Source organism: Coleofasciculus sp. E2-BRE-01 (assembly GCF_040221695.1).
GTDB lineage: Bacteria > Cyanobacteriota > Cyanobacteriia > Cyanobacteriales > Coleofasciculaceae > Coleofasciculus.
This window is the reverse complement of the sequence record NZ_JAVKEA010000236.1, coordinates 20,470-46,910: the sequence shown is the minus strand read 5'-3', so window position 1 is coordinate 46,910 and position 26,441 is coordinate 20,470. Positions and strand designations below refer to the sequence as shown.

16 protein-coding genes and 1 pseudogene are annotated in these 26,441 nt (G+C 44.6%); 9 read left to right on the top strand and 8 right to left on the bottom strand.

The genetic code is table 11. From position 1 onward, the window contains the following. From RIG66_RS32470 to RIG66_RS32445, 6 genes and pseudogenes are all read left to right on the top strand, one after another. Positions 1-2,351 (top strand): annotated as a pseudogene (locus RIG66_RS32470) (hypothetical protein); the annotation flags it as partial. 141 nt (positions 2,352-2,492) lie between these two features. Then, on the top strand, positions 2,493-6,104 hold the full coding sequence (locus RIG66_RS32465; RefSeq protein WP_446384035.1) for a two-partner secretion domain-containing protein: 3,612 nt from the start codon (positions 2,493-2,495) through the stop codon (positions 6,102-6,104). 162 nt (positions 6,105-6,266) lie between these two features. Next, positions 6,267-6,548: a DUF433 domain-containing protein gene (locus RIG66_RS32460; RefSeq protein ID WP_446384033.1), complete on the top strand. Its 282-nt coding sequence runs from the start codon at positions 6,267-6,269 to the stop codon at positions 6,546-6,548. Between the two features lie 204 nt (positions 6,549-6,752). After that, positions 6,753-9,410, top strand: coding sequence for a CHAT domain-containing protein (locus RIG66_RS32455; protein WP_446384031.1), 2,658 nt, complete (start codon positions 6,753-6,755; stop codon positions 9,408-9,410). A gap of 28 nt (positions 9,411-9,438) precedes the next feature. After that, positions 9,439-10,842 (top strand): DUF928 domain-containing protein, encoded by a 1,404-nt coding sequence (locus RIG66_RS32450; protein ID WP_446384029.1) that lies wholly within the window; start codon positions 9,439-9,441, stop codon positions 10,840-10,842. A gap of 167 nt (positions 10,843-11,009) precedes the next feature. Beyond that, positions 11,010-13,160, top strand: a complete 2,151-nt coding sequence (locus RIG66_RS32445; protein ID WP_446384027.1) for a CHASE2 domain-containing protein — start codon at positions 11,010-11,012, stop codon at positions 13,158-13,160. 236 nt (positions 13,161-13,396) lie between these two features. On the opposite strand, the gene RIG66_RS32440 is transcribed toward RIG66_RS32445, so the two are convergent. The 4 genes from RIG66_RS32440 to RIG66_RS32425 all read right to left on the bottom strand — a co-directional run bounded on the left by RIG66_RS32440 (position 13,397) and on the right by RIG66_RS32425 (position 17,682). Continuing rightward, entirely contained in the window at positions 13,397-14,146 is a 750-nt protein-coding gene (locus tag RIG66_RS32440) for a phosphonate ABC transporter ATP-binding protein (protein ID WP_446384025.1), read from the bottom strand. After that, on the bottom strand, positions 14,143-15,060 hold the full coding sequence (locus tag RIG66_RS32435) for a putative selenate ABC transporter substrate-binding protein (RefSeq protein WP_446384024.1): 918 nt from the start codon (positions 15,058-15,060) through the stop codon (positions 14,143-14,145). The genes RIG66_RS32440 and RIG66_RS32435 overlap by 4 nt, the downstream gene beginning before the upstream one ends. Before the next feature lie 292 nt (positions 15,061-15,352). Then, positions 15,353-16,330: a hypothetical protein gene (locus RIG66_RS32430; protein ID WP_446384022.1), complete on the bottom strand. Its 978-nt coding sequence runs from the start codon at positions 16,328-16,330 to the stop codon at positions 15,353-15,355. Between the two features lie 2 nt (positions 16,331-16,332). Further along, positions 16,333-17,682, bottom strand: a complete 1,350-nt coding sequence (locus tag RIG66_RS32425; protein ID WP_446384020.1) for an AAA family ATPase — start codon at positions 17,680-17,682, stop codon at positions 16,333-16,335. A 504-nt stretch (positions 17,683-18,186) separates the two neighbouring features. Here RIG66_RS32425 and RIG66_RS32420 point away from each other — a divergent pair. From RIG66_RS32420 to RIG66_RS32410, 3 genes are all read left to right on the top strand, one after another. Continuing rightward, positions 18,187-20,301 (top strand): protein kinase domain-containing protein, encoded by a 2,115-nt coding sequence (locus RIG66_RS32420; protein WP_446384018.1) that lies wholly within the window; start codon positions 18,187-18,189, stop codon positions 20,299-20,301. Positions 20,302-20,503: 202 nt separating this feature from the next. Next, positions 20,504-21,262, top strand: coding sequence for a glycosyltransferase (locus tag RIG66_RS32415; RefSeq protein WP_446384016.1), 759 nt, complete (start codon positions 20,504-20,506; stop codon positions 21,260-21,262). A 32-nt stretch (positions 21,263-21,294) separates the two neighbouring features. Beyond that, positions 21,295-21,927 carry a PEP-CTERM sorting domain-containing protein gene (locus RIG66_RS32410; RefSeq protein WP_446384014.1) on the top strand — a complete coding sequence of 211 codons (633 nt, stop codon included), beginning with the start codon at positions 21,295-21,297 and terminating at the stop codon, positions 21,925-21,927. Positions 21,928-22,108: 181 nt separating this feature from the next. Here the strand turns inward: RIG66_RS32410 and RIG66_RS32405 are convergent, their stop codons facing one another. The 4 genes from RIG66_RS32405 to RIG66_RS32390 form a co-directional block, all read right to left on the bottom strand. Further along, positions 22,109-23,344, bottom strand: a complete 1,236-nt coding sequence (locus RIG66_RS32405) for an LL-diaminopimelate aminotransferase (RefSeq protein WP_446384012.1) — start codon at positions 23,342-23,344, stop codon at positions 22,109-22,111. Between the two features lie 729 nt (positions 23,345-24,073). Further along, positions 24,074-24,916, bottom strand: coding sequence for a sulfite exporter TauE/SafE family protein (locus RIG66_RS32400; protein WP_446384010.1), 843 nt, complete (start codon positions 24,914-24,916; stop codon positions 24,074-24,076). A 136-nt stretch (positions 24,917-25,052) separates the two neighbouring features. Beyond that, positions 25,053-25,592 (bottom strand): rhodanese-like domain-containing protein, encoded by a 540-nt coding sequence (locus RIG66_RS32395; RefSeq protein WP_446384008.1) that lies wholly within the window; start codon positions 25,590-25,592, stop codon positions 25,053-25,055. A gap of 79 nt (positions 25,593-25,671) precedes the next feature. Further along, positions 25,672-26,370 carry an MBL fold metallo-hydrolase gene (locus RIG66_RS32390; protein ID WP_446384006.1) on the bottom strand — a complete coding sequence of 233 codons (699 nt, stop codon included), beginning with the start codon at positions 26,368-26,370 and terminating at the stop codon, positions 25,672-25,674. Between the last annotated feature and the right edge of the window lie 71 nt (positions 26,371-26,441).

The window sequence follows — 26,441 nt, the reverse complement described above, 5'->3', positions numbered from 1 at the left end:
CTGATTTAAGTGCTGGAACCTATACCATCCGCGAAGTTCAGCAAACGGGTTGGGTGCAAAAAACTGTTGACCCTGCTCCTATCAATATAGTCGAGAGTAATACAGACGTAATCGATGTAGACTTTGGAAATCGAGAAGAAGCTGATCTTTCCCTTACCCAAACGGTATCTGACACATCAATTGTGGTTGGTGATCAAATAGACTTCCAAGTCACTTTAACGAATGATGGTCCAGCAACCGCAACAGGTGTAAACATTCAGGATTTACTTCCTTCTGGCTTTAGTTTAATTAGTGCCACATCAAGTTTGGGAACCTATGACAGTGGCACAGGTATTTGGGATGTTGACAGTATTGCATCGGGAAGTAATGCTACCTTAACTCTGACAGCAACGGTGCTGGATGCAGCTAGTGCCGCTGATTACACCAATGTAGCGGAGATCATTGCTGCTGACCAGTTTGACCCAGATTCAACGGTGAATAATGGTGATACGACAGAAGATGACTATACCAGTACGCTGGCACCCGTGGTCAATCTAGACTTAACCAAAGAATTTACCAGTGTAACTGAAACAATTGATACTCCGGGTTTTGTTAAACAATTTATTGCCCTTCCCGGTGAAGATGTCTCATTTACCATCACGGTAGCAAATAATGGGGTGGCTGATGCGACTGATGTCCTGATTCATGATGATTTGACCGCTGTATTACCAGTTGGTTTAAATGTGCAGAGTCTTGACACAGACGGTGGCACAAACTTAGATGTTTCTGGTGCAGGAGACAATAATGCTCAAACCATTGAGGTTTTGTTTGATACGATTGCGGCGGGTCAATCGAAAACGATTACCGTTAATGCAAAAGTCAGTGATGATTATGTTAAACGGGTCAATTTTTCAGGAACTCTGGGGACTTCAGATCCCACCACAGGAGATGTCAATACAGCACTGCCTGAATATTATCAGACCAGTTTTGATGGAACATTGTTCTTCAATCTCAATGTCACCAAAACTCTTAATCAAGACATCGCTAACTTTGGCTATCTGAATATCACCAGCGATGCGGAAGTTGTTTCCGTGAATCAAAACGCCGTGATTCCCGGCTCAATCAAAGCCACGGGTCGATTGGATGTTTCCACCTATGACATTCAAGGAGCGTTAAATAACAACCAAGACTTCCGGATGCTGTCGGTTGAGAATTTAACTGATCCCAGCGGTAATCCAGTTTCCTTTTTCATGAATCCTGATCCCGATGGTGGTGGCAGTACGTATCCCTACAATAATCACTCAGAATTTTTGCCGCCGGGAGAAACTGGCATAGCTGAGTTTTTCGGGTCGTGGGGTAAAATTAACGACACAGCCTACTTAGCTGATTTGGCAGATTGGACGGCTCTGTCTGCGGATGGTGATTTAAGCAATACGACAGACGAACAAGCGGTCATTGATGCACTTTACCAGTTTATTCAAGACGGGGTTTATCGTCGCGATAACTATAACGGTGGCTCATTTACGTTTGATAACGGTACAGAGTCCCAAGAACTCAATTTTGAGGCAGGGGAATTTTCGCCAATTAGTGATCAGACGGTGAGTTTGGTTGTCACCGATGCTGGTGTAGACTACTTTGATCCGAATGGTGTATTGGTGAGTTCATTTGTTGATTTGCAAACGGCTCTAGACTCATTTAATTTCACTGATCCGACTGGGGTAGAAGTCACGCTGCAAGATACCAGTGGCGATGGCTTAGTGCAAACGAGATTGCAAGAACTGAGTGGGTTTGATTTTGATGCAAACTGGTTCGTTCAGGAGTTTAAGGTTGACGCAAATGTTACTGGTGTAACGTTTACCTCCCTAAATGGTCCTGCCAATCTTAATCTTTCATTTCAAGATTTTCAGGCAACTGGAACTATACCAACTTTCACAATTACGGGTAATAATGCAATTGATACCATTACTGGCACGAACTTTAACGATAGCATTAATGGGCAAAATGGCGCTGATAGTTTGAATGGATATAAGGGGAACGATACGATTCTCGGTGGAAATGGTGGGGATCTAGTCAACGGGGGTCTAGGTGATGACCTCTTAAGTGGTCAAGAAGGACAGGATACCTTTGTCTTTGGTGCCAGTTTTGGTAATGACACAATTACTGATTTTGAGAGTCTTGATAAGCTGGACTTTAGCGAACTTGATCTTGCTGTCACAGATTTAGATAGCAATAGTGATATGGTCGTTGATGCGAACGACACTCTTGCAAGTTTAACGAACGGTAATCTGATGATTGACCTCACATCGTTGAATGGTGGGACTCTCGAATTAACCGGGGTAACGTCAGTTAATATGGCTAACGTTATCCTATAGTCTCATCGGAATGAGATCATGATTGATATTAGGGGCGCAAGCCTTGCGCCCCTACGTGAAGGTTTACGTGACGCAATTGAGATATATAATTATGATCTGCTATTCCGTACAATCAAGGCAATAAACCAACAGAGGCTAGATATGCTGTTTTATCAACGGATAGGAATCTGGACAGGACTGAGCGCGATCGCTTGTATACTGGGTTTGACTCCAGGTGTAGTTGCACAGATTGTTCCTGATAATAGTTTGGGCAGTGAAGGGTCAATTGTTACGCCCAATGTTAACAGCATCAAAGGTGTAATTGATCGCATTGATGGGGGAGCCATACGAGGCAGTAGTCTCTTTCATAGCTTCCAAGATTTAAACGTTGATACTCTGCAAAAGGTCTATTTTGCCAATCCTGCGGGAATTGAGGCTATCCTGGGACGAGTGACGGGAACTCAATCGTCTAGTATTTTCGGTACATTAGGTGTATTAGGGAATGCGAACCTGTACTTGATTAATCCCAATGGCATACTGTTTGGTCAAGATGCCCAACTGGATATCTCCGGTTCGTTTTTTGCCGGAACAAACGAAAGTCTTTTATTAGATAATGGGTATCAGTTCAGCACGGAAAATCCTGATACACCACCACTACTCACTCTCAATATTAGTCCTGGTTTACAAACAGGGCTACCTGCCCAAGGTGTGATTTATAATCGGGGCAATTTATTCGTTGGACAGAACTTGACGTTCGTTGGTCAAAGTATCGACCTAGAGGGTCAGTTAAACGCAGGAGAAGACTTAACCGTTCAAGGAACTGATAGTCTCAAGATTCGTGATACAATTACCCATCCGTTTATTGCTCAGGCAGGGAATCAACTGCTGATTCAAGGGAATAAAGTTGATGTTTTTGCCCTAAACCATTCCGCCAGTGGTTTCTTTTCTGGTGGAGATATGGTGTTCCGTTCTGCCAATGCCATTGGCGGGAATGCTCACTTCTTCAGTGGCGGTAATTTTTGGATTGAACAGACGAATGGAAATCCTGGGGATTTATCCAGTAGTGATGATCCGGTTATTCGAGCCAGTGGGGATGTCAATTTTGGCAGTTATACCGGGGCTTCCTTACATATTTTTGCCGGGGGTAGTGTAACGGCAGATAGCATTACGGTTAATGGAACGGATACCACCGCCAATTCGATTCAGGAAACCGTTGTCCTCTCCGATGGAACAACTATAGATGTGGATGGAAGTGAGACACCCACGGTAGATATTCGGGCAGGAACAACCGCATTTAACCCACAGGGCAATACAGGTGATACAACTGGATTTACACCTGCCCTGAACACCACAGGAACAGGTACAAGTGCAGATATCACCATTGATCAAATTTTCAATTTTGGTGGACTGGTCTTTTTAACCAACCAGTATCAACCTAACCCCAATCTCTCTGGTGACATTACGGTTGACTCACGCATTCGTACTCCCCTTGGTCCTGATGGAGGTGGGAAGGTGGTGATTGATTCAAGGGGAAAAATTACTACCCCCAGCACGCTTGACACCTCTGGCTTTGATTTGTCAACGTTTACCTTTGCTAATCCTGGTGGCGATATTACCCTACTCGCCAATGGGGATATTTTTATGCCAAATGGCTCTCAAATTTTTTCCGAGGGTTCCGCTGGGGGTAGCATTACACTGAAAAGCCAATCTGCCATTATTCAAGAGGAAGCGCCTAGCGAGGCTTCATTCATTGAAAGTGCGGGATACGGTGATGGTCAAGGCGGCGATGTTATTTTAGAAGCCCCTTCTATTTTCTTGAGTAATTTTGTGCAAAGTAATTTGCGTCAAGATGCAGCAGGAACTGGGGGGAAACTAATCATTACCGCTGATTCTTTGACAGCTAATAATGCCATATTAGTTAATGTCACTCGCGGTGGTGATGGTGGGAAAGTTATCGTTAATGCCGATTCCATTGAGTTGAAAGACTCTCAAATTGGTAGTCGCTCGGTGAGTGGGATGGAAGGGGATGCCGGAGATGTAGAGATTAATACCGATACCTTAATAGCAGAAGGTGCAACTCCGTCGGTATTATCCATAACCGAGGCGACGGGAGATGGTGGCAAGGTGACCATTAATGCCAATTCTATTTCACTACTCAGGGGTACTCAAATTAGAACCACAACCATAGGCACGGGTGATGCCGGAGATGTAGAAATTAACGCCGATGATATTGTAGTTGACGGCGCAATTTTACGCTCTATCCCTGGTGTACCAGAACCTATTCCTAGTGTCACCGCCATTGCTAGTGAAGTTTCAGGTTTTGGTGCAAGTCCAGGTGGAGGTAACGGCGGTCAGATTGAAATTAACACCCGTCGTCTTTCCGTTACGAATGGGGCAGGTATTAGTGCTAGTACGGGTCAGGGAAAGACAGGCGATGCCGGTGAAATAGTGATTAATGCTTCAGAATCTGTTGTCTTTGATGGAAATCCGGGTGAACCGTTTTCTCCCAGTGGCGCATTTGTGGGTACATTGAGTGGAGCGACGGGAGAGGGCGGCAGTTTAGCCATTAATACCCCATCTCTATCTGTCACTAACGGCGCACAGTTAGAAGCCTTGACGGAAGGCAGTGGAAATGCTGGCAAAATCGAAATTGATGCCAACTCAATTTTCATTTCCGGTGAGGATACTGGATTGTTTTCTAATGCTGCCGAAGGTTCATCAGGAGATGGTGGTTTAATTCAGGTTACTGGAAACGCTCTGATCTTGAAAGATGGAGCGCAAATTAGCACCGATACAGCCGGAACAGGTGATGCCGGGAACACGGTTATCAACGTGGATAACGTGATTAATATTATGGGTGAAGATACAGGCATCTTTTCCAGTACAACTTCAGAGTCTACGGGAAATAGTGGCAGTATCTTCATTGATCCAGAATTGGTTCAAATTCGCGATGGTGGGGCAATTTCTGTCGATAGCGAAGGCACAGGTACAGGGGGTAGTATTCAGCTTCAAGGCGGTCGCTTAATTCTGGATAATGGTCGGATTTCGGCAGAAGCTGCCAGTGATGATGGCGGGAATATTGCTCTATCCTTAGACGATATTATAATCTTGCGCGGAGGGAGCTTAATTTCAGCTACAGCCGGGATAGAGAGTGGTTTCGGTAATGGGGGAAATATTCAGATCGCGACCCCATTTGTTGTGGCTATTCCTGGACAAAATAGCGATATTACGGCTAATGCCTTCCAGGGTGACGGAGGTAATATTAGTATTGCGACGAATACACTCTTTTTTATTGAGCTTCGGGACTTAACCAACCCACGGGAGGTCATGACCAATGATATTACTGTGACTTCTGATTTAGGTGTTGATGGTACATTCTCGCTCAGTAGTCCAGAGATTGATCCCGAATCAGGGCTAATCAAATTACCCGATCAACTTGCCGATACCAGTAACCAAGTGGTGAAAACCTGTGCGGCGGCTGAGGGGAATGTGTTTACGATTACCGGGCGAGGAGGGGTACCGAGTGATCCAACGGCACCGATTCGCGGTCAAACCCTGTTATCTGATGTGCGTGATTTTGCCGCAACTGCAATCGATAATGAGCCTCAAGCCCAAGAGTCTGTCCCCAATCCGGGAGAATCGACTAGCGAAGGGCGGTATCTTGTGGAAGCGACGGGTTGGGTAAAAAATGAACAAGGAGAGGTTGAATTAGTGGCGGCTGTGCCTCAAGAGACATTACCGAATCAATACGCCAACTGTCACAGTGCGAGGTGAGGATTGTAGGGGCGCACTTATTAGTGTCAACGTAAGGGGAAAACGCAAGCAATACATTGATTCTAACCCTCCTGACAGGTAGAGATTTTTTACTCTTACATCATTTGCCTTGTAATACAACCTATAATTGAAGAGGAAAATAGTACGGTTTCTTTTGTGTTTATGGTTCAGGTTACTGATTACCTGTACGTTGTTCGAGATGACCAGATTCTCAATAATGAACCCATCATTAAGGGGACTCGGACTCCTGTGAGGGCGGTTGTTGAAACGTGGCGTATGGGAGTTACTCCCGAAGAAATTACCATAGGAATGCCTCATCTGACACTGGTTCAGGTGTTTGGTGCTTTAACATATTACAGTGATCACCAAGAGGAAATTAATCAATATATCGAACGAAATAAAATTCCAAATGAGTTAATCGATCCACTGGTTCAAGGGCTGTGAACAGATTATTTATTCATTTATACCTCGATGAGGATGTCAATGTTTTGATTGCGGATTTTCAGGAATTGATTGTATTGTCAAGACTATACCGGCACTCTAAAACGATGCCTTAAGTAACGCCAAATTCCGGGAAAACTGTGGCGAATTTAAACCGGATACGACAATGAAGACTTGATCCTCAGCGAAGGAATTAACATGAGCAAAATGTATTCTCAAATAAGCAAAATTATTAAGGGTTGGCTCAAGCGCCCCCGTTCTTTTATTGCTTTAATTCTGGGTACTTTTTTTCTCACCCTATCGTTACAATCGCCAAAAGTTCCCGCAACGGCGGCTTATCCTCCGTTGGATATGGGGAATCAGACGGAGGCAATTGTCGAGAACGGGGCGGAAAAATTAGGACCCCCCATGGAATCTCTCTACAGCCAAACGGTTGAACCATCAAATTTAGTTGAACAGGGGAAACTTTATTATCAAGCGGGACAATTTGACCAAGCAGCAAGAGTATGGCAAGAAGCAGCCGAGACGTATGCCGCAGAAGGGTTTATCCTGAAACAAACCCAGGCGCTGAATTACCTGGCGTTGGCGTATAAAGAGTTAGGAAATACGGAATCCGCACAAAGCGCGATCGCACAAAGTTTAAATCTGTTAAAATCCCAACCCAATACTGACAAAAATACCCGCTTACTTCTTGCCCAAGCCTTGAATACTCAAGGAACCATTCACCTGCTGCAAGGACAAAGCCAAACCGCGTTAGATACCTGGGAAAAAGCCGCCTCCATTTATAAACAGGCAGATGACCAAACCGGACAATTAATTAGCAAAATTAACCAGGCGCAAGCTTTACAAGCCTTGGGAAAATATCGACGAGCAAAGTCTCTCTTGGAACAATTGGTGAGTGAATTAGAAAATGAACCCAATAGTCTGCTGAAAGCCAAGGGATTGAAAAGTTTAGGTGTAGCATTACAAACTCTGGGTCAACTGCGCCAGTCGAAAGCCGCATTGGAAGCCAGTTGGCAAATTAGTCAACAGTTAAACTCACCCCAGGATACCAGTGAGGCACTGTTTAGCATTGGCAATGTAGCGCGAGATTTACAGGAATATGCCGTGGCTTGGACGTACTATCAACAAGCTGCCGAATTAACGCCTGATTCCTTAACGCAACTGGAAGCACAACTGAATCAATTGCGAATGACAGTGGAGTTACAACGCTGGGATGTTGCCCAAGAACTTATCCCAATTGTCACCACCAAAGTTAACCAACTGTCTGCCTCGCGTCCGGCGATTTATGCCCAAATTAATCTGGCAGATAGTTTGATGAAATACGACCAAGCGGGGATGTCTAATTCCTTAGCAGTAGATACATCAAAACTCTTGGCAAAAGCGGTTAAACAAGCCCGACAAATTAACGATCCTAGAGCCGAAGCTTATGCCCTGTATCAATTGGGTCAACTGTATCAGGCGAATGGGACATTAGACGATAGCAAAACCCTATCCCAACAGGCACTAAAACTCGCTCAAGAAATTAACGCCGACGATATCGCAGCACGGGCGGGGGGACAATTGGGTGAAATCCTGCAAAAACAAGGCAAAACCAGCGAAGCCCTCGCCGCCTATAAAATTGCCTTTGATAATATCCAATCCCTACGCAGTGATTTAGTTGCGATTAGTTCTGATGTTCAGTTCGACTTTAAAGAAGGGATTGAACCTCTCTATCGCCAACTTGTCAGCTTACTGTTAAAAGAGGGGGATAATCAAGCCAACTTGCAACAAGCCCGTGATGTTATGGAAGCGTTGCAATTAGCAGAACTGGATAACTTTTTCCAAGATGCTTGTTTAGATACGCATCCGGTTGCCTTGGAAGAAATTGATACCCAAGCAGCGGTAATTTATCCGATTATATTACCCGATCGCCTGGAAGTGATCCTCTCGATTCCCAATCAACCCCTCACCCATTACGCCACTCAACTCACCCAAGCTGAGGTTGAATCCACACTGACCCAACTATATTCTGCCCTGTCTCCTGGCTATCCGAGTAGCGAACGGTTACAACTCTCTCAACAGGTGTATAACTGGTTAATCCAACCCGCTGAAGCAGCGATGGCTAGCCAAGATATCCAGACGCTAGTATTTGTCCCTGATGGCTTTCTTCGCAACTTACCCATGGCGGCACTCTATGATGGAGAACAGTATGTCCTGCAAAAGTATCAGATTGTTTTCAGTCCCGGATTACAACTGTTTCCCCAAGGACTCCCCCAAGAAGAACTGAGTTTATTAGCCGCTGGATTAACCGAAGCGCGTCAAGGGTTCAGTCCCTTACCAGGAGTTGATGAAGAGATAGCACAAGTGTCGCAACAAGTCAACTCTAAAGTGCTATTCAATGAAAACTTTTCCTTCGGCACCTTCAAAGACTTGATTAACAACGAATCCTTCCCCATCGTTCACCTGGCGACTCACGGTCAATTCAGTTCTAATCCGGAGGAAACCTTTCTGCTCACCTGGAGCGATCGCATTTCCATTGAAGACTTCGATCTAATCTTTCAAAAACGGCGGCTGGGGCTACTGCGACCGATTGAACTACTCGTCATGAGTGCCTGTCAAACCGCAGCCGGGGATAATCGAGCTACATTAGGTTTAGCAGGATTTGCCCTGCGATCGGGTGCCAAAAGTACAATTGCCAGTCTCTGGTCAGTGAGTGATGAATCCACCTCGATTATGATGCAGGAATTCTATCACCAACTAACGGATCTGAAGGTGAGCAAAGCGGAAGCATTGCGACAAGCACAGCTTACTCTTCTCGAAGAACCCTTATACAAACACCCTTATTTTTGGGCAGCGTTTGTTCTGATCGGTAATTGGCTATAGGTTATTAAGCATTCAAGGAAAGTTGACCATGACTCCAGCAATCTGCCAAACTCTCTTATCCGCTACAGTAACGGGGACAGTCTTCTTACTAACAGCCAATGCTGCTTTAGCACGTTTTGTCCCCTTAGAGTCGGAACATCCCATCAACGATAACTTGATCAGTGTAGACTTTAGTCTTCCTGACGATAATGTTCCGAAAAGCCCTGTTGGTGGGGGTGTACGAGGTCAGGTGCAGTTTGGTCTTCCCCAAGATTCCGCACCCCGTAGTGGTGTAGCAGGTGGAACTAGAGGAGATGTGCAATTTAGCTTACCTGGCGGTTCTGCACCTCGTAGTGGTGTAGCAGGTGGAACTAGAGGAGATGTTGAAGTTAGCTTACCTGGTGGTTCTGCACCACGTAGTGGTGTAGCTGGTGGAACGAGAGGAGATGTACAACTAACCTTACCTGGTGGGTCTGCACCGCGGAGTGGGGTAGCAGGTGGAACACGAGGAGATGTACAACTAACCTTACCTGGCGGTGCTGCACCCCGTAGCGGTGTCGCTGGGGGAACTAGAGGAGATGTACAACTAACCTTACCGGGTGGTTCCGCACCCCGTAGTGGTGTAGCAGGTGGAACTAGAGGAGATGTAGAACTGACTTTACCGGGTGGTGCTGCACCCCGTAGTGGTGTCGCTGGGGGAACCCGAGGAGAGGTAGAACTTAGCTTACCGGGTGGTGCTGCACCCCGTAGTGGTGTCGCTGGGGGAACCCGAGGAGAGGTAGAACTTAGCTTACCCGCTGACGCGAAAAACCCCTATACCAGTGCTGGTGGGGATATCCGAGGTGATGTTGAACTATTGCTCCCCAATCAAGATTCAGTTCCCCAAGTGTTAGGTGCCTTAGCACCAGAAGCAACACCCGTCAATGACACTCCCGTACTTACAGCATTAGTTCCGCCGACGAAACACGGACGCACCGTTTCACCTCGTCCCACAATCTATGTTTATTTACCTCCAATTGGCGCACAGCAGGTCTTTTTTAGTATCCAAGATGAAGCAGGGAATTCTCATTACCACACCATATTGAATGTCTCTCCCCAAGGGGGAGTCATGGCGATTACCCTACCCCCAGACACACCGGGATTGGAAATCGATAAGAATTATTTGTGGTATTTTGCTCCCATTGAACCCGGTGGAATTTTACGACCTGATAATTATGCCGTGACGGGATGGGTGAAGCGGGTTGAAAATACGGTCAATGAGCAAGAGTTTGTCGAATCTCCCGTGAAGCTAGCAACTAAGTATGCCGAGGCAGGGATCTGGTATGATACGTTGCAGGTTTTGGTTGAGGCTCAACAATCTGAACCGACGAATGAAACCTATAGTACCGAATGGCACGATTTACTAGAACAAGTTGACCTAGAAGCGATCGCATCTCAACCTTTTGTTTTCTAGAAGGCAGGAGGCTTTGTTTGTAGTAAGCACGAAGAGTGCTTTAACGCATAGCTGGAGAGGGCTAAAGCCCTTACTACGAACCCAAGCTAATCCACCAATTAAGGTGTGCCACGACACTACTTATCGAAAGGATAAAACAACATGATCAGGGTTGAAACGAATATAACATGGGTGATGACTCGTTAACCAAAACTGAAAATCAAACCCTTGAACAAAGCGAAGGGTCAACAATTAAAATGAACCCTGACACGTTTCTACAGGCATTATTGAAACGCTGGAAAGGGGTTTTACGGATTACGCTTTTTGTAGCAGGCTTAATTAGTGCTGGGAGTTATCTGGGGATTTTTCGGGTTTTAGAATGGTTGATTTTAGATCAATTCTTTCTCCTGCGTCCCCAAGAACCCGTTGATGAGCGAATTGCGATCGTCACGATTGATGAAGAAGATATTGATTATGTGGTGCAGTGGCCCATGTCGGATAAAGTCATGGCACAGCTACTCCGGAATATCAACGCCCAAAACCCCAATGTGATTGGGTTAGATATTTATCGAGATTTACCCGTAGAACCGGGACATGATGAACGGGTTGAGGTGTTTAAAACTACCCCAAACCTAATTGGAATTACCAAAATTGCCGGAGATACCATCGACCCGCCACCCACATTAGCCGACAAAGGTCAAGTGGCGGCTAACGATATGTTCCTGGATAACGATAGCAAAATTCGTCGTAGTCTGGTTCTCGGTGAAGCTGAGAGCGGTTTACTGCAAGGCTTTGGCGTAAAACTGGCTTTAGATTATTTGGCAGACCAAGGGATTGAATTGGAAGCGATCAATCCTGACAAAAAAATCTTCGGTTTAGGCAAAGCTACGTTTATTCCCCTCAGTAAAAATGATGGATTCTACAAAGAATCGGACTTGGGTTGGTATCAAATCCTGGTGAACTATCGCGGCGGATTGGATCGCTTTCCTAATATTTCCATGACCGATGTCTTGGAGAACCGCATACCAGAAAAATTCTTCCGCGATCGCATTATTTTTATTGGAGCAAAAGCGCCTAGTCGTAATGATAACTACCTCACGCCTTATAATAGCAATCTAGCTGTCCCTACAGATTTAATACCCGGTGTAGTTATCCACGCTAATGTCACCAGCCAGATTCTCAGCGCCGCTATATCAGGGCGTCCCATGTTACGGGCAACCACAAAACCCATACACTGGCTACTGATTGTTGTTTGGTCAGGATACAGTGCCACACTTGGCTCCTTTTATATCCGCCGACGCTGGATGACTCTTTTTGGGTTATTGATCGCGGTGGGAATTATTGTTGCTAGTTCCTATTTTGCCTTTATTTATGGTTGGTTAGTTCCTGTATTTACGCCTTTATTAGCAGTAGTTGTTGCGGCTACGTTGAGCGTCGGTCAGGTTTTGTGGCAAAATCTGATGATTTCCTATCAAAAATTAGAAGATTATGCCCGTAACTTAGAAGACAAAGTGGAAGAACGCACCGCTGAACTCGCCCACGCTAATCAGGAAATTGGTCAACTTAACGAACAACTCAAAGCCGAAAACCTGCGGATGGGTGCTGAACTTGACGTCGCCCGTCAATTGCAATACATGATTCTGCCCACGTCTGATGAATTAGAAGCCATTGAAGGATTAGATCTGGCTGGGTTTATGGAACCGGCTGACGAAGTTGGTGGTGATTACTACGACATCCTCTGCACAGATAATGTGGTTACTGTTGGTATTGGCGATGTAACCGGACATGGGTTAGAAAGTGGTATTTTAATGATGATGACCCAAACCGTTGTTCGTACCCTAGATGAAATTCGGGAACGTGATCCCGTGAAGTTTCTCGATACCCTTAATCGCACGCTTTACAAAAATGTGCAACGGATGAACTCGGATCGTAACTTGACCTTAGCCATTCTCAACTATACCGATGGCAAAGTTAGTATAAGTGGTCAACATGAAGAATCTATCGTAGTGCGTGCTGGAGGAATTATCGAACGAATTGATACCATGGATTTGGGATTTCCGATCGCCTTAGATGATGACATTGCTGATTTTATTGATCGGGCTTTAATTGAATTACATCCTGGTGACAGCATTGTTCTCTATACCGATGGCATTCCTGAAGCTGAAAATATGGAAAACGAACAATATGGGTTAGATCGATTGTGTGATGTGATTAGTCAAAACTGGGATAAATCCGCCGAAGTCATTAAAGATGCGATTATTGATAATCTGCGGCACTTTATTGGCAAACAAAAAGTTTTTGATGATATTACGTTAGTCGTACTTAAGCAAGAAGTTTAGGGGCTTAAATATAATGTAATTTATGATATAGCAGTAGACACATCGATTAGGACTTTCGGCACCATTGTAGAGACGTTGCATGCAACGTCTCTACATAAATGATGTGTCCTAACAGCTATGGCGGTTGCTATACAGCAGTTTGCTCTGCTATGCGGTACATTGTCGATCCCCCTAAATCCCCCTTAAAAAGGGGGACTTTGATCTACTGTACTTTATGGAGAGCGCAAAGCGCTGTATTATATTTTATACAACTGATTAATCATTTCTGTCGAAACATTTTTAGCTGAACTATCAAATAAAATCTTTCCCATTTTTAATCCAATAAGGCGATGATAATATCTCAGGGCAAAATCAACCGAATGTAGGCTAGTAACCAAAGTCTTACCACCCTGTTCACTCATTTGACATAGCAACTCTATCACCTCTCGACTCAACTCCGGATCAAGACTAGAAATAGGTTCATCGGCTAAAATCACTAAGGGATTTTGGATGAGAACTCGCGCTAATGCCACTCGCTGCTGTTGTCCACCAGAAAGTTGATCGGTGCGGGTATAAAGTTTATCCGGAATTCCCACTTGAGTTAACGCCTGATGCGCTGTTTCTACCTCTAACGGAAATAACAGAGATAAAGCGGCTTTAAACAATGACCACCGTCCTAAATGTCCAGCATTAACATTGTGAATCACTCGCAGATTATCCACTAAATGAAACTGCTGATAGACTGTACCAATTTGCCGTTGCACTTGGCGTAATCTCCGAGTTGAAATTTGGGAAAGATTGTACCCTAATGCCCAAATTTTTCCTTGGGTTGGTTGCAATGTCCCATTCAACAAACGCAATAGGGTGCTTTTTCCCGCCCCACTTGACCCAACTAATGCCACCCGTTCTCCAGGGTAAAGCGTGAGATTAATCTCCGTTAGGGCAGTCAAGCGACCAAATTGCTGAGTTACACCGTTTAGCTGGAAAATTGGCGACGAATCGCTCATTTAATTTTGCCAATTTGACGACCGACTTCTTCAATTTGAGCGTAATTGGAATTTTCTGTGGGAATAAATTTATCAGCACCAAATAAGTCTAAAATTTCTTGGTGTTCGGGGTTATTCGGGTTAAGCTTGAGTAAGGCGGCTTGCACTTTCTGGGAAAAATCTTCGCCATAGCGTGACTTGGCATCGGGATGAATCACCCAATGATAATCATAATAGGTTGGCGTTTCCCAAATCACATCCACTTTATTTAAATCCACGTCTCCGGCTTCCACGCGGCTTTTCCAGACTTGAGAATTTAATGCCCCCGCCTGATAACTCCCGGCTTCAACCAGTTGAATTGTGGTATCATGGGAACCGGAAAAACCGACCTCTCCCTGGAAATCCTCTGGTGTCACCCCGGCTTGTTCCAGAAAATACTGAGGCATTAACCGCCCTGATGTGGATGATTCACTGCCAAAGGTAAAGGTTGATCCTTTTAATTTGGATAATTCTTGGATATCCTGAATCGGTTGTAGTCCACTATTTTTATTAGCAATAAATACACTGGTAAATTCAGCATCAATATCCCGTTGGGCGATCGCCTCTGCGCCTTCAACTTGCGATCGCGCCTGTACGCCAGTTAAGCCACCAAACCAGACGAGATCCAGATCCCCGACTCGAAACGCTGTCACCGCCGCCGCATAGTTGGTGACAGGTTTATACTCGACGGGTACACCTAACTCCGTTTCCAGGTAATTCGCTAACTTGTCATATAGCCGTTGCAACTTTTCCGGATCTTGATCGGGAATCGCCCCAGCGATTAAGGGTTCAACCGTTGTCTCATTCCCCGTTTCAGAAGCTGGGGAACAAGCAACTAAGGGAGATAGCAGGAACAGCAGTATCCCCGATACTAAAACGTTTCTTAGCGATGCCATTTGCTGAATCTATAAAATTTTTACCCAAAAAAATTGTAACAGCAGGAGTGTCGGGGTAGGGTGTACGGTGTGCGATCGCGCGGGCTTGTAGTAAGGGCTTTAGCCCTATATTCTGTTGGGTAACAGTCGTCAACCCAACCTACAACCTAAGATGTGCCACGTCACTACTGGCGTAACCCAGCTAAAATTGTGGAATAGATTTTACTGTTAAATCGGGCGCACGTCAGTGCGCCCCTACAAAGTGGATATGCACTCCCGCCATTGTAATGATGCTTTCTTATCAGATACCTGGTTAACCGCGCTGCTGACAATCCTTTTCATATAAGGTTTTCAAGAAAAACGGAAGATGATATTGAACATCACTACTTTTTTCGGCATAAAATCGCCCTATTTCTAAAGAAAGTTGATCTCGATACATTTGACCTCGATTATCCTCACTTGAGCGATTCCAATCATCAGGCGGATGTATTTGTTTCCAGTATTCCTTTACTTGTTTAATCGTCAATAAGGCAAAAATCAACTCCTGCTTCCGTTGCTCATCAGGGGCATTTTGAAACTCATCTTTCCAGGAATCTCGCAACTCATTCACTCCCTGGCAATCTAATCCAGAACAGTAGCGAAGACGTTCTGATGCTCGTTGTAAGTTATCTCGCAAATTAGCATCATTACTGATTCCATCTGCCATATCAAGATAAATCTTTTTCAGCAAAGCAGGATTATCTTTATACATTGGAGTAGCGAAAAAGTTATCAAATACGGGTTGGAGTTCCGGGAACAGAAAGTAGGACTCCTTATAGATAAACCCTGTCACCCAGATTCGATGATTTATTGCATTTTTAGGATTGACCTTGGCTTGTTCATACAGATCCTGAAAAATTGCCTCTGTATCTGGAAACAGATAATCATCAATCATTTTAGGGTATAAATCTAAATCAACAATCGCAAAAAGCTTTTCTGGACTTAAAGAGGAGTTAGCGCTATCTTTATCGTGTAACTGTAATAACGTGAAGTAAGTATTGAGTACATCTGTGCGATCGCCACAATTAAAGAATTCAGGTCGATAGTGCCGCCACCACTTAGGAACACAGGCATTATAAAAGTTAGCATCTGGCATTTGTGCCATTCTTCGATAAGATTGTGGTGATGGTCTACCCTTCAGATCCCAGATACCCCCTTTACCTTCACAGAGAACAACTATTTTATTCCGGATTCTGGGATAATGAAGAATCATTTCACAGTGGCGTTGTAACTGTTCTGGACTAAAACTCATGTCTAGTTTTCGGGGTATTGCTTGATAAGTTTAGGTTCCAATTCTTTAACATGGGCAGGAGTTAAGGCTTGGCAGAGTTCATAAGAGTGGGTTGCTAAAATATATTGATTGTTCGGTGCCCATTCTTGTAAATCTCGAATAATTTGATATTGCCAATCAGGGTGGAATGCGATTTCTATTTCATCCATCAATACAATAGCATCTTCTATGTTATGATGTTTGAGCCACATATAAATGCTTAACCGTTTCAACTCTCCATGGCTAAGGTCTTCGGGGGAGAGTTCGATAGTCTCACCGTTCCTATCTAGTGTGAAGTTCACTCCATTAAGGTCTTTATCTATATTTATCTTTTTATTGAATAACATCTGGTTTAACTCATTTTTAAGTCTTTGATAATGATTGCCATACTCCCCTGTTTCTATCGCTTCTCTGAAATCGCGATCGCGGGCATCTTTAAAAGTCCGTATCAAAAGATCTACAGCTAAAAAATCATAAGTAAATAAATTCATAAGTTGAGTCTTGGTATTTTTTATAATTGAATAATAATCATTACTATCAATCTCTTCTGTCTTAAATAATAATTTTCTATCCTTTTTAGACATAAAAATAAATACTTGAGTTAAAGGAGCAGTAATAAATATATTTTCTGACAAATTATTTAAAAATGATTTTGAATGTGAAATACTTGGAATATTCAGACCATCAATACGGCATAGAAAAATATTTTCCTCTTGATCATTAACTCTATAGTCAGAAATAAACATTAAATGGTTGAATTCTATGTAATTCTTTATTTTTGGTAAAAATGGCTTGATTTCCTGTAGCCACTTGGAGTAATCTCTCAGTAATTTTTTTGTGTTAATTGTTTCATTTTTGTATTTTTTGTAATATTTTATACTGCTTTCAATTTTGGCTTCTATGCCTTGTTGATCTACGGTGTCAAGTTCAAGACTTATTTCGCTTAAAATTTGAATTGTTAGAGAATCTGGAAAATAGGTCGTTAAATTCAAATCAGAATTCACTTTCCATTGCTGTTTAACATAAGATGCTTTGCAAGCAAAAAAATCAATAATCACATTTTTATTGTTATTCCAAATATCAATGATAGCCAAAGTCCTCTTAGGAGAGTCTTCACGAATATTGAATCCATATAGCAAATTTTGTAAAAAATGTTTCTTGTCTGGATCAGTCGAACAGTGAAGTAGAGTAAAAATTAATTGCAGTAGTGTACTCTTCCCACCACCATTTAGACTGCCCAAGGGGAAAATTCTAGGGACAAAATCCTTTTCAAAGGTAATGTCAACATCCTTTAAAACCCGGAAATCAGGAACTCGAATTCGTTGCAGGTGCATAAAACACTCCTAATATTGACTTGATATCCGCGTTGGCTTCACAAGTGTTATTTTACTTTACCTAAGCAAGATGAATGGAAACCGTAGGGGCGCACCGACGTGCGCCCGATTCAACTGACTACTGGCGTGGCACACCTTATTTGATGAATTAGAATTACGCCCGGAAACTGTAGGGGCGCAAAGACTTGCGCCCGATTCAATGGTCAAATCTATTCCACAATTTTAGCTGTGTCAAGCCACTACGGTGTATCAAGGGTTTTAGAATAATGTGTTGGATTTCGCGATCGCTCCTAACCTACTTGAGCGTTTTGGGCTATCCTAGACTGGCTCCCCAGTAGTCCGCCGCGAGTTCAGAAAACGGCGCTAGTCCGCAGGTTGACGCGGACATGATAGAAGTTCAGAAAAATCCAGAGGCTACAATTACAACCATGTAATGATCTTAGTGGTCATTCCTCTATTGCCCGCCTTCCGCCTTCTTCACTCACGTAGCCCACTTCTGGATTCATGAAGCCCTTACATTGCTCTCACGGTCACGAAAATCCCCCCAATAGTCGCTTTTGTCTCCACTGTGGTGAGAAGCTAGATCAAGCAAACAATGGCAACAGGGAGTCGGGACTGGCTTTGGCGGGACGCTATCGGATTGTGCGGGAATTGGGACATGGGGGATTTGGACGCACTTATCTCGCCCAAGATTTGAATCGCTTCGGTGAAGCCTGTGTATTAAAGGAATTCGCCCCACAAGTGCAAGGGACGTTTGCCTTACAGAAAGCCTCAGAACTGTTTGAACGAGAAGCTGGGGTTCTCTACAAACTGAAACATCCCCAAATCCCCGAATTTAGAGAACTGCTGCGAGTGAAGCAGCAGGGAGAAGGACGCCTGTTTTTAGTCCAAGACTATATTGCTGGACAAACCTGTCGCGCTATCTTAGAGGCACGTCGGAATCAGGGATTAGGGTTTAACGAAACCGAAGTTCTCAAACTATTACGCCAAATCTTACCAGTTTTGGACTATATCCACTCCCTAGGCGTGATTCATCGAGATATTTCCCCGGAGAATATTATCATCCGTCAAAAGGATGGATTGCCTGTACTGATTGACTTTGGTGGAGTTAAGCAAATCGCTGCTACGGTAGCCTCTCAGGTGATGGCATCATCCCCAGCTACAGCCACGCGCTTGGGTAAAGTGGGTTATGCCCCCCACGAACAAATGCAAGGGGGGATTATTTCTGCCAGTAGCGATTTGTACGCTTTAGGGGCAACAGTCTTGGTGTTACTCACCGGGAAAGAACCCTCTGAACTCATCGATCCCCACACCTTAACTTGGGATCGTAGTAGGCACTTTAGTGCCATTCCTCTTAGCCCCACTCTCAGCCATATCCTCGAACAACTGCTGCAACCCCATCCCCGTAATCGCCCCCAAAGCGCGAATCAAGTCTTACAGATGCTGAATTCTCAGTCCCCCCCACAGGCATACTCTCCACCGCCGCCACCATCACCGCAGACTCAAGCAACTGTAGCGGTTTCACCGGGTCAAGTTGCACCGGCGCCACAATCCCCCCCTGCCCCTGTTGCCCAGAGGTCTGCGCCCAGTGGTAATAATAACGCTGCTTTAGGCTGGTTGGGGAAATTGATCCTAGTATTAGGGTTTATTCTGGCAGCCGGTGCTTTTGGCTGGTGGGCGGGTAATCTCTGGATTGACAGCCAACTGCAATCTGACCAACCCGATACTACGCCGACAGTCGAGGACTTTGAGAACCCAGTGATTTCACCAGAGGACGATGACGAACCTGAACCCTCCTCCGACTTTTCGCTGGAAGAACGACAACGCAAGCAAACCCTGCGACAACGACGGATGAATCTGGGGATCGATTATGACTTTTATGTCAGTGTAGTCGATGAAGCGTTTTGGAATGAGTACCCAGCACAACGGGGAGATCCGTTAAGTACCGATCCAGACGATGCTAGGCTGCGAGAAGCCTGGGATAGAATCGCAGCAAATGTACTCACCCAGATTGAACAGCTTGATCTGAGTCGTCAAGCCAAGTCAGAATTGGGCAGTTATGATCAAACGGATCGCGATCGCTGGAAACGTCAAGTCAATCGTCTACGTGTCAGTAGTCGAGCATTATATGACATCGCCGATGCCCAGTTTTTCCGCGTATTCCCTAAACAAGAAGGAGAAACTGGATCAGAATTTCTGGATCAACCGATGGGTCAAATCTGGCAAGCCACTGTTGCGGATACAGTCAAGGCGTTGCAATCCAGAGAGGCGTTAGAACGGATTATTTTTGAACCGGGTGAGACTGGCACACAACTGAGTGGAACCCTGCAACCTGGAGAAGGTAAAGCCTTTACCGCCGAGTTAGCGGCAGATCAGTTTATGGATGTGGATCTCTCCAGTGACGCTGACGCCTTATTCTCGATCTATAGTCCCACAGGTAATACAATATTCCTGGAAGATTCGCGCCAGCACAGCTTTTCCGGGGAATTGCCGGAATCGGGGTTCTATGAGTTTGTGGTGGTATCTGATGCGGATGAACCGATTGATTATCAACTGGATCTCACGGTGGAAAATCCCCCCGAATCGGACCTCTCAGTTGATGAATCTATAGAAGAATAAAGGATTGACTTAAACTGGGCGGGTAGCGTTACCCTACCCGATTAACAGGAGAAAGAGCCAGCGAGAGAACCATTCTCTTGCTCCCCCTGCTTCAAGCGCTTTTGGCACTTAATACTGGAGTTTGCTAAAATGAGGCTGACGCCGACTCGGCACATTTCAAGAGCGCGATCGCACGTCGAAATCAGAGTTTGTGGTCTAGTTTATGCCAGTCCCTATTTCAGTTATCATCACCGTCTATAACCGCGAACGTTACCTCAGTCAGGCAATTGATAGCGTCTTGGCACAAACTAGAAAAAACTTTGAGCTATTAATCTGGGATGATGGTTCTACAGATCGCTCCGTAGAAATAGCTCATAGCTATGCCCAGCAAGATCCACGAGTCCGATTAGTAGAAGCCAAACATCTGGGACAGGGACAAGCTTTGAAGTCAGCGATCAATGGGACAACTGGAGCCTATATTGGACAGGTCGATAGCGATGACTTTCTCGCCCCTACCGCCCTAGAGGAGACGGCGGCTATCCTCGACACTTATCCAGAGGTGGGGTTGGTTTACACTGACTATATGGTCATGGATGAGGCAGGAAGGATTAAGGGACAGGGAAGGCGTTGTCAAATTCCCTACTCCAAAGAGCGACTACTGGTTGATTTCATGATCTTCCACTTCCGACTAATCCGCCGCTCAGTTTACGACCAAGTAGGTGGAATCAATGAAGTGTTTGAATCAGTAGAAGACTATGATCTGTGCTTGCGCCTCTCTGAGGTAACACAAGTGTGGCAAGTCAAGCGACCACTCTACTACTATCGCAACCACCCTAAAAGCCTCTCTCACGACAAACAAATTGAACAAATGCTTCTGTCACACAAGGCAATTTCTCAGGCACTAGAACGCCGTGGATTATCTGATCGTTTTCAAGTTAATCTACAAATCGTTGGCAAGTTTTCTTTGCAAGAGAAGATGTAAAATTTTTATACACTCTAAAATTTTCAATAGTCATGAACATGAAACATTACCACCACTTTCAGACCACAATTGCAGCCAGCACTACCTTGGCTTTAGGCTTCTTATTAACTGAAGCCAATCCAGTTCAGGCTAGCATAATTACTTATGACTTTACCGTTGATATTACATCGGGAGATCTAATTGGGCAGAGTTTTACTGGCTCTTTTAGTTATGACAATGAATCGACACCAGTCGGTTTTGGTTATGGTTCTGAGGAATTCTTTCTAACGGAATTTGAGTTTGATTTTGATGGAGTTGAATATACTTTGGACGATGTAACCTGTCAGTTTACTGATGTGTGTATTCCAGGAATAACACCTCCTTTTTGGGTGGGCGGGGTTTTTCCTCAATGGGGAAAAGATAGTTTGGCATTGAGAACGAAAGATGCATTTGGTTTTGAATTTGGAGCATCAATTTTCTTAGCAAGTCAATCCGAATTTGAATATCGAAACATTGGTAGTGGTGTAGGGGTTTTTGAAGGCGATGTAACCTACAGTTTAGTTTCTGACTCTACTTCGGTTCCCGAACCTACTTCCACTCTCGGACTCTTAGCTCTAGGTACTCTAGGCACTGGTTCATCTCTCCTTCGCAGGAGAAAGCAGAATACTTTCCACGAGGGAAAGTGAGCAACAGTGGGTGTGCCAATCATCTGAATCAAATAGCACAATCCAACCTGTACGGATTTGCCAAACTATAATTGCAAAATCATTGTAGTGCGAGCATCTTGCTCGCTACTAATACCCAATTTAAATGCATGACAGCTTATAGAACTCCGACTACTTGAAGGAGTCGGAGTTCTGCTAGAGTCTACACCTTAAACTTCTGAGTAATCCGCTTCATCGCCTCTTCCACATTCTCCCGACTATTAAACGCCGAAATTCGGAAATAGCCTTCACCCGCAGCCCCAAATCCGGAACCGGGTGTTCCGACAACATAACAGGTTTGCAGCAATTTATCGAAGAAATCCCAACTGGATAAACCATTGGGTGTCTTCACCCAAATATACGGTGCATGAACCCCACCATACACACTTAATCCCGCTTCCGTTAACTTCTGACGAATAATTTTGGCGTTTTCCAAATAAAAGCTAACTAACGCCTTCACCTGGGCTTTTCCGGCTTCTGAATAAACCGCTTCCGCCCCTCGTTGGACAATATAAGACACCCCATTAAACTTTGTAGACTGGCGGCGGTTCCATAGCTTCCAAAGTTCTACATCTGAACCATCTGATGCTTTGGCGGTTAAGGTTTTAGGAACCACCGTCAACGCACAACGAGTTCCCGTAAATCCCGCATTTTTAGAAAAGGAACGAAACTCGATCGCACAATCTCGCGCTCCCTCAATTTCATAGATAGAATGGGGTAAACTCTCGTCGGTGATAAACGATTCGTAAGCCGCATCAAAGAAAATAATTGACCCATTGGCTTTGGCATAATCTACCCACGCCTTCAGGTTTTCCTTACTCGTAGTAGCGCCTGTGGGATTATTCGGGAAGCACAGATAAATCAAATCCACTTTCTGAGAGGGAATCTGGGCAGTAAAATTATTCTCGGCACTAATCGGCAAATAGACTAATCCCTCAAATTCACCCTTCTCATTCACCTCTCCAGTATGTCCCGCCATCACATTCGTGTCCACGTAGACGGGATAAACGGGGTCAGTTACAGCAATTTTGTTATTTTTGCCAAAAATATCCAGAATATTACCTGTATCGCACTTAGAACCGTCGGAGATGAAGATTTCCGATGCATCCACCTGACATCCCCGCGCCTGAAAATCCTGGGCGGCTATTTTCTCCCGCAGCCAGGGATACCCTTGTTCGGGTCCATAGCCTCGGAAGGTGTCCCGATTCCCCATATCTTCTACCGCCTGAATCATCGCCGTGCGACAGGCTTCGGGTAAGGGTTCGGTAACATCGCCAATTCCCAGTTTAATGATATCGGCATCCGGGTTAGCTTCAGCAAAGGTATTCACCCGGCGGGCAATTTCGGGAAACAGGTAGCCTGCTTTGAGTTTCAGGTAGTTATCGTTGATGGTTGCCATAATCACTTGTGACGAACGCCGTAAACCAGCTTACTGCTAACTGTAGCGAAAAAGGCAACAGGCAACGGGGAATAAGTAGGTGGGGACAATTAAAGTTAACGGTGGGGATCGTCATTCGTCATTCGTCATTTGTCATTTGTCAGGGTTTAAGGCTTGTTAACATAACTTCAGAAGGTTGAGTTTATTTCCACCAACCTACTTACACAGTTAACAACGATAACTTGGTGGATTACGGCGGATATCTAATTTAAGGATTTGTTTTCTCTATTGAATACCACCTAACCCACCCTACTGGTGTGGCACGCATAATTGGGTAGATTAGCTTGGGTTCGTAGTGGGGAACCTTAGCCCTCTATTCTGTTATTCCACTGTTAGCAACGATAACTTGGTGGGTTACGGCGGATATCTAATTCAAGAATTTGTTTTCTCTATTAAATACCGCCTAACCCACCCTACTGGCGTGGCACGCATAATTGGGTAGATTAGCTTGGGTTCGTAGTGGGGAACCTTAGTCCTATATTCTGTTATTCCACTGTTAGCAACGGTAACTTGGTGGGTTACGGCGGATATCTAGTTCAAGGATTTGTTTTCTCTATTGAATACCGCCTAACCCACCCTACCGATTCTGGGTTATTTGGGTCTATAGGACGGCACATTTTCCCATGATGAAATAATACCGGAAACGACAAAAAAAGTCAAGCGCCAACGAATATTCATCAAACCTGAAATTTATCGATAAGCTATCTGAACCCCTGGCTTTCTGATTGAGTCCGTCTGATTCTGTCCTGATGTGAACACCTGACGATTTTGCACTAAAATAAACGCGGCTACGGCAATTAAAAAATAACCAAAGGCTTGCTGTAATTGTTGGGCTTTGACATATTGCGCCAAATATGCGCCAACTATAATTCCCACACTTGCCGCCACAATGAATGAACCCATTAATCCCCAATCTAGGGGAACCTGTCCAAAATATCCTAGAAATCCAGCCACCGAGTTACAGGCAATAATTAATAATGACGTTCCCACCGCTTCCTTCATCGGCGTATTTCCTAATAATACCAATGCCGGAACGATCGCGAATCCACCCCCAACCCCGACTAAACCCGTCAATACGCCCACACCTAACCCTTCAGTTAGCATCCACAGCCAACAATATTTACACACGGGTTGAGGATAATACTGCAAGTCGTTATCAGGTTGAGTCGGTTTACTGCTTTTGCGGATCATGAATCCCGCCGCAATAATCATCATTACTGCAAACAGCAGAAGCTGGACTGTTCCGCTGACAAAAAAGGCTAACTTTGCCCCAAAATATGCGCCCAACATCGTCGCCGCGCCGAACATAAACGCCTTTTTGAAATTCAGATTCCCTCGTCGCCAGTGAGGAATAACTCCAATCAGGCTAACGGTTCCCACGATTACCAATGTCATCGCGATCGCGCTTTTTGCTTCCACCCCCATCACATACACTAAAATAGGCAAGGCTAGCACCGAACCGCCACCCCCCATTAACCCCAAACTAATGCCAATTCCGACGGCGAGAATTAGCCCAATTATCCAAGTAGTCATTTGTTATTTGTCCTTGGTCATTTGTCATTTGTCATTCGTTAATTAATCATTCCCTTATCCTTCCCCAGTTTCATCATATCTACGAAGTAATAGGGTGGGCAATGCCCACCAAGCTTAAATCAATGACCTATCACATTTAAACTCGTTGGTTGTAAGGTAATTTTGCTAGTAACATCCCCATGGTACAAGTGCCACTGACGCCAGCAAAGACTAATCCCGCACCAACAAAACCACTCAAGATTAAAAACCAAGGCGAGACAAATGCACCCAGTACAGTTCCCGTAAACACTAATGTACCTGCCACAATTTGCACTTGTCGGAATAAACTAATGGGCGCATTTTTATTCACTTGAGTCTGATATCCGGCGGATTTCCAGGTTGGTAATCCCCCTTGAAGATGATTTACCGATTCAAATCCACAGTCGAAGAGTTTTTGGGCGGCTTGTTTTGAACGATTCCCGCTTTGACAGTACAATACAACCTGTTGATTGGTTTCTGGTTTAACATCGACGGGATTGAGGTTAGACAGGGGAATTAATTTTGCCCCAGGAATATGTTCGCTGGCATATTCGCCCGGTTCCCGCACGTCAATCAGCATTACTTGTTGACGATCCAGCCATTGTTTTAACGTTTGGGCGTCTATTTCTTGGAGGTTATTGGCATTAGCTAAAACCATGAGTTTTTCTCCTTATCTATATGCATAACTTGTCTAACTCAATGTATTGGTGTAGATGTTTACAGGAATCCCTTTTCTTTTAGGTGTTCACCGCTACTTTGCCACAGCGTTCATTAGCGGGAACTGCTTCCATTATCTTTTTCGGATCAGGAAGATTTAAGTTATTCATCAATTCGATAAAGCTGGCGCGATCGCGATTCGTTAATCGAGGATTCCATTGCTGTTCTTCGCCAATCGTGGATACGGTATGTCCGTGATAATCATGTCCGGGATACACTAGCGTCTCAGCGGGTAAAATAAATAACTTTTGAGTTATGGAATGAAATAGTGTGCTTGCATCACCGCCTTGGAAATCAGTTCGACCGCATCCGCGAATTAACAGCGAATCTCCCGTGAGGACGCGATCGCGATTCACTAAATAGGCGTTATGACTATCGGTATGACCCGGTGTGGCGATCGCAACAATCTCAACTGAACCCACCCTTAACACCTCACCATCCGCCAGAAAGCGGTCAGCACAAGCAGCCGAGGCATTTTGAGGAACCACACCCTGACAGTGAGTCAACTCGCGCAATCGCGCTGTTCCGGTGACGTGATCGGCGTGAATATGCGTTTCCAGGCAATACTGCAAGGTTAATCCCAACTCATCGAGGAGTTTGCGATCGCGATCAACCTGTTCTTTCACTGGATCGACTAGAATCGCCGCTTTTGTAGCTAAATCAGCGATGAGATAGGTATAGGTGCTGGTTTCACTGTCAAATAGTTGACGAAATAACATCGGCTCATCTCCCTTGGGCTGCTTTGTGTTGTTTATTTACTAAATTACTATTTAGTTATATTAACTTACCT